Raw genomic sequence first — 6,378 nt, 5'->3', positions numbered from 1 at the left:
GTCCCTCCCCCGCAAGGGGGGAGGAGACCAAAACACTGATGTCTGAGTTGGCGTCTCCCTCCCCCTTGCGGGGAGGGGACAGGGGTGGGGGTGCGTTTCCCGCACCAGCTCATCGGCTGGAGTATCGCCATATGCGGAGAGAGGGGCTCTGCGGCTCTCTCGGCTAGAAGCTGTTGCGGCGGTCGCTGCGCGGATCGCCGGCGACGAAATGCGGTTCGTAGATTCCCGTCCGGGCGGTACGCCGCCAGGGACGGGACGGGTCGGCCGGATCCGTGGTGAGGTCGGCCAGCGCCACCGCCGTGGTTCCATCCGCCGGGCACTGGACCACCCATCGACCGTTCGGGCCGACAATACCGGCCGGGGCGCTCGGGCTGTGCTTGGCGAGAACCGCGAAGCTGACCCAATAGCTGTTGCTGGCCGCGTGCCCCTGCGCCTCGGCCGCGAACGCCCCACCGCCATGGGGCAGTCCGTCGCCGGTGCTCGAGAACAGCACGCAATCGACGTCAAGCCGCTCGTACTCGGTGAAGATTTCAGGGAAATGCGTCTCCATGCCGAGTGCACAGCCGAAGCTGACTCCGTCGACCTCGAACGTCACCGGCACCGACCCCGGGGCGTACATGAAGGAGATCTTGGTGTTGGAGAGCAGGCGCTCGTCGTAGCGGGTGACCAGTTCCCCACGATCGGAAACGACGTAGAGGCTGTTATGCGGCCGGTGCGGCGACGACAGCCGGTGCACGGCGCCAAACACCACCCAGATGCCGAGCTCACGAGCGTATTCGCGGGTCCGCTCGAGTTCCTCGTTGAACACGCCCCAGTCGTAGCGATCCCAATCGGCAGGTCCGATCTCGTCGGGGCCGGTGGACGACATGATGCGCTTGTTGGGCGAGCAGATCGCGCCTTCGCCGAAGTGAACGATCCGGGCACCGGCCTCGGCGGCCTGCTGCATCAGGCGGCGCAGCACTTCTCCGCTGGCGCGCAGGGCCGCGGCGTCGCGCGGATCATCGCAGAGCGTGGTCTGGGCCACGGCCAGGCGAACCGAGCGAGCCTCAGGGCTGGGGTCTTGCTGGGAACTGGCTCGAACGTGCCGCAGCGCAGCAGTGTAGGATTCGCCGGTCTTGTTGGCGCGGCTGCGCACGCGGCGCTTGAAGTTCTGGTTTTGCGTCATTGTCAGGCCTTTCGCGTCCCGGACGAGTTCCCCAGCAACAGCATCCGAAACGGAATGAGACCAATGACAGCGACCCGAGACTGAAGTCCCTTTGCCTCCGTTCGAGACCATGCTGGGGAAGGTCCTGGGAGGTTCGGCGATGGGCCACGCACCGGATGAGGATGGCGGGGTGAGGGTCGATTCGTCAATGACGGGGCGAAGGAGGCACAGTGTGAACCGCCCTGGTGTTCCCACCGTCTCGCCTCCCCACCGGGTGTCATCCCAGCGAAAGCTGGGACCCATTTCTCAGCCCGCGCAGGTGGAGAGTTGGGTCCCAGCTTCGCTGGGATGACATCGAGTGCGTGGAGAGATCAGTGAGAAAACTAGCCGAAACGGTGCGCCTCGATCGAGGCGGGTTTCATCTCGATGGAGAAGCCGGCGCGCTTTGGCGGCATGTAGGCGGCCTGCTCGATGATGCAGGGATCGAGAAAATGCTCGTGCAGGTGGTCGACATACTCGATCACCCGGCCGGTCTTGGTGCCGGAAACGACGAGATAGTCGATCATCGACAGGTGCTGCACATATTCGCAGAGGCCGACGCCGCCGGCATGCGGCCAGACCGGCAGGCCGTATTTGGCGGCCATCAGCAGCACCGACAGCACCTCGTTCAGCCCACCAATGCGGCAGGCATCGATCTGCACGATGTCGATGGCGCCGCGGGTGATGAACTGCTTGAACAGGATGCGGTTCTGGCACATCTCGCCGGTCGCCACCTTCACCGGGGCAATGGCTTCGCGGATCTTCCGATGCCCCTCGATATCGTCGGGGCTGGTCGGCTCTTCGATGAAGTAGGGCTTGAAGCGGGAGAGCTCCTTCACCCAATCGATGGCCTGGCCCACCTCCCACACCTGGTTGGCGTCGATCATCAGGTAGCGGTCCGGGCCCATGATCGAACGGACGATCTCCAGCCGGCGGATATCGTCGGCGAGGTCGCGGCCGACCTTCATCTTGATATGCGAGAAGCCGGCTTCCACCGCCTTGTTAGCGAGCCGGGTCAGCTTCTCGTTGGAATAGCCGAGCCAGCCGGCAGAGGTGGTGTAGCAGGGGTAGCCATTCTGCTCGAGCTCGGCGATGCGCTCGGCCTTGCCCGCCTCTGCTTTCCTGAAGATCGCCAGCGCCTCCTCCGGGGTGATGGCGTCGGTCAGATAGCGGAAGTCGATGATCGAGACGAGTTGCTCGGGCGTCATCTCGGCGACATAGCGCCATACCGGCTTGTTCGCCCCTTTGGCGAGAAGGTCCCACACCGCGTTGACCACGGCACCGGTGGCGAGGTGCATGGCGCCCTTGTCCGGACCGATCCAGCGCAGCTGGCTGTCGCCGGTGACATGGCGCCAGAAGCGGCCGGGGTTCTCGGCGATCCAAGCGAGTTCGAGCCCGGTGACGCGATCGCGGAGCGCCTCGATCGCTGCCACCACCACCTCGTTGCCGCGACCGATGGTGAAGGTCAGGCCGTGCCCCTCGAGTTCCCCATCGGTCTCCAGCACCACATAGGCGGCGGAGTAATCGGGGTCGGGGTTCATCGCATCGGAGCCATCGAGCGAGGCGGAGGTGGGGAAGCGGAGGTCGTAGGTGCGAAGGCCAATGATGCGGGTCATGGTCGTGGTCTTTAGATCTCTCAGGCAGCGAGGGCAGCGCCGGTTTTGCTGTCGAAGCAATAGACGTCGGACGCACCGATCGCCAGCCCTCGGCGAATGATGATGATCTTTCCGTTGACCAGCTGCACCCGGCCATCGGCATTGACGCCTTCGGGCTGGGCGATGGATAACGGGGCGGCGCTCGAGCAGGCCAAGGCGCGCCATGACACGGCCCAGTCCGGCGGCCAGTGAATAGCTCGCTCGCCCTTTGGTGGGTATGAGACGGCAACCGGATCGTGTAGACGGCTTGGGCATGACACTGCAAAATCGGCGTGTGCTGCTGGTCATCGGCGGCGGAATTGCGGCCTACAAAGTGCTGGAGCTGATCCGGCGGCTGCGTGACGAAGGCGCCAGGGTGCGCTGCGTGATGACGGCGGCAGCGGCCGAGTTCGTGACCCCGCTGTCGGTCGCGACGCTCAGCGCCGACCGGGTGTTCACCAACCTGTTCGACCGCAATGACGAGCACGATGTCGGCCATATCCGGCTGTCGCGCGAGGCCGACCTGATCGTCGTGGCGCCGGCGACGGCGGACCTGATGGCCAAGGCCGCGACCGGTGCGGCCAACGACCTCGCCCGCGCCGTGCTGCTCGCCTCGAACAAGCCGGTGCTGATGGCGCCGGCGATGAACCCGCTGATGTGGTCGGCGGCGCCGACACGGCGGAACCACGCGACGTTGCTGGCCGACGGGGTGCAGTTCGTCGGGCCGAAATCCGGAGCGATGGCGGAAGCAGGTGAGGCCGGCGAAGGCCGGATGGCCGAGCCGGCGGAGATCCTTGCCGCCATCGTCGAGCAGCTGGCGCCGGCGAGGCCGCTGTCGGGCAAGACCTTCATCGTCACCTCGGGGCCGACGCACGAGCCGATCGATCCGGTGCGCTACATCGCCAACCGGTCGTCGGGGAAACAGGGGCACGCCATCGCCGCGGCGCTCGCGAAACTCGGGGCGGAGGTACGGCTGATCAGCGGGCCGGTATCGATCACCGATCCCGCTGGCGTCACCACCACGCATGTCGAGACGGCCCGCCAAATGCTGGCCGCGGTCGAGAGCGCGCTGCCCGCCGATGGCGCGGTGTTCGTCGCTGCGGTGGCGGACTGGCGGGTCGACAGCGTTGCCGTCGACAAGATCAAGAAGCAGCCGGGTACCGGTACCGTGCCCAGCCTCAGCATGGTCGAAAACCCCGACATCCTCGCCACGATCGGGCATCATGCGCAGCGCCCGAAGCTCGTCGTCGGCTTCGCCGCCGAGACGCGCGATGTGGTGGCGAATGGCGAGGCCAAGCTCAGGCGCAAGGGCGCCGACCTGATCGTCGCCAACGATGTCTCGGCCGGAGGCGGCGCGATGGGTGGCGACCGCAACAAGGTGACGCTGCTCAGCGCCGCGGGCGCCGAAGCGTGGCCCGAGCTGGATAAGCTCGAAGTGGCGGAGCGGCTGGCAATGGTGATCGCGGCGCGGCTCAATGGCGAGCCGCCGCGCTGATGACGCAGTCGGCCGAGCTCTCGCCCTACCACCACTTCAGCAAGGCGGAATGGGTGGCGCTGCGCGCCGACGAGCCGATGACGCTCTCGGCTGACGACGTGCTGCGGCTCCGCGCTCTGTCCGACCCGATCTCGCTTGCGGAGGCCGAGCAGGTCTACCTGCCGCTGGCGCGCCTGCTCTCGCTCTATGTCGAGGCGATCCAGGGGCTGCACCGGGTATCGCAGCGTTTCCTCAATATCGGGGCGCCGAAGGTGCCGTTCATCATCGGCGTTGCGGGGTCCGTGGCAGTGGGCAAGTCCACCACGGCCCGTATTTTGAGGGCGCTGTTGCAGCGCTGGCCATCGAGCCCGAAGGTCGACCTCGTCACCACCGACGGATACCTCCACCCCAATGCCACGCTGATCGAGCGCGGGCTGATGCGGCGCAAGGGCTTTCCCGAGAGTTTTGACCGGGCGCGGCTGGTAGCCTTCCTCGCGGCGGTGAAATCGGGGACACCGGCGCTTGACGTGCCGATCTACTCTCACCTCGTCTATGACGTGGTGCCGGGCGAGCACCTGATCGTCGACCAGCCCGACATCCTGATCGTCGAAGGGCTGAACATCCTGCAGCCGGGGGCGCCGGGCAAAGCCGGCGCGCCGATCCTCTATGCTTCGGACTTCATCGACTTCTCGATCTATATCGATGCCGATCCTGGGGACCTCGAAGCCTGGTATCTCGAACGCTTTTTCCGGCTACGGGAGACGGCGTTCCGGAACCCTGACTCGTTCTTCAAGCGCTATGCCGACATGAGCAAGGACGAAGCGGGCAAGTTCGGGCTCGACAACTGGCGCTCGATCAACCTGCCCAACCTGATGGACAACATCGCGCCGACGCGGACGCGGGCCGACCTGATCCTCAAGAAAGGCAGCGACCACCTGGTCGCCGATGTGCTGCTGCGCATGGTGTAGACTCCAAGCATTCACGTACTCAGTGATTCATTGGCAGTAAAGCTGCGCGAGACATTATCGACCGGGAACAGTCGACCCGAGTTTTGTGATGCCACTCGCACTTTCATTCTTGCTCACAGCCGCCGCGCTTATTGTACCGACGACGGCCGATGAGATGAACTTCAGGCATCAAGGATCATTCATATACTTGGAGTTTCCGCCACCGCCGAGTGAACGAACCGCCCTCGGCCAACCCTCATTCTTCATCATGCCGGGAGCACCCCTACGGTTCGAAGGTATCCAGCCGCGGTTCGCAGGAGTCGGCGCAGCCTACGCTCCGGGCGACTTGGATTGTCAGGACGTTGGGCAGGCGGTCGTGATGTCGGGTAGCGATCCGAACAACCTTGATGCCGACGGTGACGGCATCGGCTGCGAGGCGTTCTAGAACTATTCCGCGCAAGTCCTCCAGCAGAATGGCCCTTCTTGGCAGCCGTGCGACGCGCTAGGCTCGCTGTCGCCAATCATGCGGGGATGAACCATGGCCAGCCTGCTGACGCTCACCTATTCATCGCCAACGCTCGATGTCGCCAAGGGCGAGGAACTGGTCACCCAGGGCACGCCCGGGCGCGACCTCTACGTGCTGGAGAGCGGCAGGTTCGTGGTCGAGCGGAACGGAGTGGCGATCGCGACGATCGAACATTCCGACGCGATGATCGGCGAGATGTCGGTGCTCCTGGGCCGGCCGCACAGCGCCACCGTCCGGGCCGTGCGCGACAGTAAGGTGCGGGTAGTGCGCGACGCCATGCGCATCCTCGAAAAGCATCCGGAGCTGGCGCTCAGGATCGCCCAGTTGCAGAGTCAGCGGCTCGACGCCACCTCGGCGCTGCTGGTGGAGCTCAACCGCGAGCATGTCGACAAGCCGGCTGAGCGGAACCTGATCGGCCGGATCTTCTCGACGCTGATGGCGCCGGGCAAGGACTTGGGGCAGTAGGGCCGTCACTGACGGCTCAGCGGTCGCCTCCCTCCCCCTTGAGTGGAGGGATCGAGGGAGGGGGTGGCGCGGTGATCACCGATGGACCCCCACCCCCAGTCCCCCCCCTCCCGGGGGAGGGGAGCCAGATCAGATCGCCCCCAAGCCTT

6 protein-coding genes are annotated in these 6,378 nt (G+C 65.6%); 3 read left to right on the top strand and 3 right to left on the bottom strand.

The annotated features are described in order from the left end of the window. Positions 1-163: 163 nt before the first annotated feature. From VW23_RS18610 to VW23_RS28645, 3 genes are all read right to left on the bottom strand, one after another. Positions 164-1,165 carry a carbon-nitrogen hydrolase family protein gene (locus tag VW23_RS18610; protein WP_069911043.1) on the bottom strand — a complete coding sequence of 334 codons (1,002 nt, stop codon included), beginning with the start codon at positions 1,163-1,165 and terminating at the stop codon, positions 164-166. 362 nt (positions 1,166-1,527) lie between these two features. Then, complete coding sequence (locus VW23_RS18605) at positions 1,528-2,799, bottom strand: L-fuconate dehydratase (RefSeq protein ID WP_069911042.1); 1,272 nt, start codon at positions 2,797-2,799, stop codon at positions 1,528-1,530. A 20-nt stretch (positions 2,800-2,819) separates the two neighbouring features. After that, positions 2,820-3,008: a hypothetical protein gene (locus VW23_RS28645; protein ID WP_141728388.1), complete on the bottom strand. Its 189-nt coding sequence runs from the start codon at positions 3,006-3,008 to the stop codon at positions 2,820-2,822. Positions 3,009-3,091: 83 nt separating this feature from the next. On the opposite strand from VW23_RS28645, the gene coaBC reads away from it, so the two are divergent. From coaBC to VW23_RS18585, 3 genes are all read left to right on the top strand, one after another. Next, positions 3,092-4,312, top strand: coding sequence for a bifunctional phosphopantothenoylcysteine decarboxylase/phosphopantothenate--cysteine ligase CoaBC (gene coaBC / locus VW23_RS18600; protein WP_069911041.1), 1,221 nt, complete (start codon positions 3,092-3,094; stop codon positions 4,310-4,312). Then, on the top strand, positions 4,312-5,259 hold the full coding sequence (gene coaA / locus VW23_RS18595) for a type I pantothenate kinase (RefSeq protein WP_069911040.1): 948 nt from the start codon (positions 4,312-4,314) through the stop codon (positions 5,257-5,259). The genes coaBC and coaA overlap by 1 nt, the downstream gene beginning before the upstream one ends. 517 nt (positions 5,260-5,776) lie before the next feature. Then, positions 5,777-6,229, top strand: a complete 453-nt coding sequence (locus VW23_RS18585; RefSeq protein WP_069911038.1) for a cyclic nucleotide-binding domain-containing protein — start codon at positions 5,777-5,779, stop codon at positions 6,227-6,229. Positions 6,230-6,378: the final 149 nt, after the last annotated feature.

Origin of the sequence: Devosia insulae DS-56 (assembly GCF_000970465.2) — a bacterium.
GTDB classification, from domain to species: domain Bacteria; phylum Pseudomonadota; class Alphaproteobacteria; order Rhizobiales; family Devosiaceae; genus Devosia_A; species Devosia_A insulae.
The sequence above is the reverse complement of the archived record's forward strand: the minus strand, read 5'-3'. Positions and strand labels throughout refer to the sequence as shown.

Coding starts and splice junctions, on each gene's coding strand:
- VW23_RS18605 (WP_069911042.1), bottom strand. CDS start 2,799: ATGACCCGCATCATTGGCCTTCGCACCTACGACCTCCGCTTCCCCACC.
- coaA (WP_069911040.1), top strand. CDS start 4,312: ATGACGCAGTCGGCCGAGCTCTCGCCCTACCACCACTTCAGCAAGGCG.
- coaBC (WP_069911041.1), top strand. CDS start 3,092: ATGACACTGCAAAATCGGCGTGTGCTGCTGGTCATCGGCGGCGGAATT.
- VW23_RS18610 (WP_069911043.1), bottom strand. CDS start 1,165: ATGACGCAAAACCAGAACTTCAAGCGCCGCGTGCGCAGCCGCGCCAAC.
- VW23_RS18585 (WP_069911038.1), top strand. CDS start 5,777: ATGGCCAGCCTGCTGACGCTCACCTATTCATCGCCAACGCTCGATGTC.